The sequence below is a fragment of the Microbacterium umsixpiens genome, assembly GCF_053543675.1.
The window spans coordinates 1-2,881 of the sequence record NZ_JBLVOH010000154.1 but is presented as its reverse complement, the minus strand read 5'-3'; the positions used below and the strand labels follow the sequence as shown (position 1 = coordinate 2,881).

Annotated in this window: 1 protein-coding gene; it reads right to left on the bottom strand. The window is 67.2% G+C overall.

The genetic code is table 11. The features are described 5' to 3' along the window. Nucleotides 1–2,652, bottom strand: a 2,652-nt coding sequence (gene topA, locus ACNPM4_RS15230; protein WP_448986235.1) for a type I DNA topoisomerase, incomplete at its 3' end; no start/stop codon positions are given. Nucleotides 2,653–2,881 lie beyond the last annotated feature (229 nt).

The window sequence follows — 2,881 nt, the reverse complement described above, 5'->3', positions numbered from 1 at the left end:
GCGCTTCGGAGCCGGGCCCTTGGCACGCTTGTCGGCGAGCATCTGCACGGCGATCTCGAACGTGATGTCCTCGACGGTCTGCCCGCGCGGAATCGTCACGTTCGTCTCGCCATCGGTCACGTAGGCCCCGAAACGGCCGTCGCGGATGCGGATCGGCTTACCGCTGACGGGGTCGGCCTCGAACTCGGCGAGTGCGCTGGATGCACGACGACCGGCACCGTACTTCGGCTGGGAGTAGATCTCCAGCGCCTGCTCGAGCGTGACGTCGAAGATCTGCGATTCGCTCTCGAGCGACCGCGAGTCGGTGCCCTTCTTCAGGTACGGACCGAAGCGGCCGTTCTGTGCCGTGATCTCGTCTCCCGATTCCGGGTCGACGCCCACGACACGCGGCAGGCTCAGGAGCTGCAGCGCGGTGTCGAGCTCGATCGTGTCGACCGACATCGAGCGGAACAGCGATGCGGTACGCGGCTTCGGGGCCGCCTCCTTCTTCGCTCCGCGCTTCGGCTTCGGGGCCTCGACGACCTCGCCGGTCGTCTCGTCGACCGCTGCGTCCTCGGACACCGGGTCGTTCTCCTGGACATACGGTCCGAACCGGCCGTCCTTGACGACGACGATCTTGCCGTTCTCCGGGTTCTCCCCGAGCACACGGTCGCCCGCGACGGGAGCGTCGATGAGCTCCTGCGCCTTCTCGGCGGTCAGCTCGTCGGGCGCGAGGTCTTCCGGCACATTGACGATGCGAGGCTTGCCGTCGGGGTTCTCCGGGTCGGCGACCTCGAGGTACGGGCCGTACTTGCCGAAGCGCAGCGTGGCGGTGTCCGTGATGCGGGTGGAGTTGAGGGCACGCGCGTCGATCTCGCCGAGGTTGTCGACGACCTGGCGGAGGCCGACGTGTGAGTCGGAGCCGAAGTAGAACGACTTGAGCCATTCCACGCGGTTCTGCTCGCCCCGGGCGATCGTGTCGAGGTCGTCCTCGAGCGCAGCGGTGAAGTCGTAGTCGACCAGCTCGGCGAAGTGCTCCTCGAGCAACCGGACCACGCTGAACGCGAGCCACGTCGGCACGAGTGCCTGTCCGCGCTTGACCGCATAACCGCGGTCGAGAATGGTCTCGGGGATCGAGGCGAAGGTCGAGGGACGGCCGATGCCCTTCTCTTCGAGGACCTTCACGAGCGACGCCTCGGTGTAGCGCGGCTTCGGCGTGGTGCGGTGCCCCTTGGCCTCCGCATCCGACACCGCGAGCTGATCTCCGACGGCGACGGCGGGGAGCGACTGGTTCTCGGTAGCATCCGCGTCGCCGCGCTTCTCGTCGCGGCCCTCTTCGTAGGCCTCCAGGAAGCCCTTGAAGGTGTAGACGGTTCCGGAAGCCGTGAACTCGGCCTTCTTCCCCGCGGCGTCGACGGCGATCGTGACCGTGGTGGTCTCGTACTTGGCGTCGGACATCTGGCTGGCGACCGTGCGCTTCCAGATGAGGTCGTAGAGGCGCTGCTCGTCGCGGTCGAGCTCGGACGAGAGAGAGGCGGGCGTGCGGAAGGTGTCTCCCGAGGGACGGATCGCCTCGTGCGCCTCCTGCGCGTTCTTGCTCTTGGACTTGTACACGCGCGGCTTCAGCGGCACCGCGGCGTCGCCGTAGAGGGCCACCGCCTGGCTCCGCGCCGCCTGCACCGCCTGGGTGCTCAGCGACGTGGAGTCGGTACGCATATAAGTGATGTAGCCCTTCTCGTACAGCCGCTGGGCCACGCCCATCGCCTGCTTGGCTCCCATCGAGAGCTTGCGTCCCGCCTCCTGCTGCATCGTGGAGGTGGTGAACGGCGCATAGGGGCTGCGTGTGCCCGGCTTGGCTTCGACCTTGGTGACGCTGCCGGCGCCGACGGCGTCGACCGCCTCAGCGAGCGCGGCGGCGGTGGCCTCATCGAGGATGACGACGGCCTTCTTGAGCTTTCCGTCGTCGTCGAAGTCGGTGCCGCGGGCGAGCTGGCCGCCGTCGACACGCACGAGGCGGATCTTGAACGACGTGCCGGTCGCGGCTGCCTGAGCGTCGACGTCCCAGTACTCGGCCGAGGTGAACGCCATGCGCTCACGCTCGCGGTCGACGATGAGGCGGGTCGCGGCGGACTGCACGCGTCCGGCCGAGATGCCGGTCTTGACCTTGTACCAGAGGACAGGCGAGACATCCCAGCCGTACAGGCGGTCGAGGATGCGGCGGGTCTCCTGCGCGTCGACGAGGTCGTGGTCGAGCTCACGCGTGTTTCCGACTGCCGCTTGGATCGCGTCCTTGGTGATCTCGTGGAACACCATGCGCTTGACGGGGACCTTGGGCTTGAGCGTCTCGAGCAGGTGCCAGGCGATCGCCTCGCCTTCGCGGTCCTCATCAGTGGCGAGCAGGAGCTCGTCGGCGCTCTTCAGTGCGCGCTTGAGTTCTGCGACCGTCTTCGTCTTGCGATCGGAGACGACGTAGTACGGGTCGAACCCGTTGTCGATGTCGATGGAGTACTTCCCGTAGGCCTGCTTGTCGGCAGCCGGGATGTCCTTCTTGTCAGCGAGGTCGCGGATATGGCCGACGGAGCTGAGTACCTCATAGCCGTCGCCGAGGTATCCCTGAATAGACCGCATCTTCGTCGGGGACTCGACGATGACGAGCTTCTTGCCTTCAGCCAAGGGTGCGTCCTTTCTTCGAAGCACACCATACACACCACCGTGTGGGGTCGTTCACAGTGAGTGAGGTCGCACGGCCGTCACTGTCCCTCGGGTGGCCCGGCACGGGCTCGGGAGACGGCTGCGAGTCCAGCGTACGCCGCCTGCACCTCCACGGTCGCCACGAAGCCCTCGAGAGAGCAGCCGGTGAGTGCCGCGCCCGCCGCCTCCGCGACCCGCGCGGCGAGCGCAC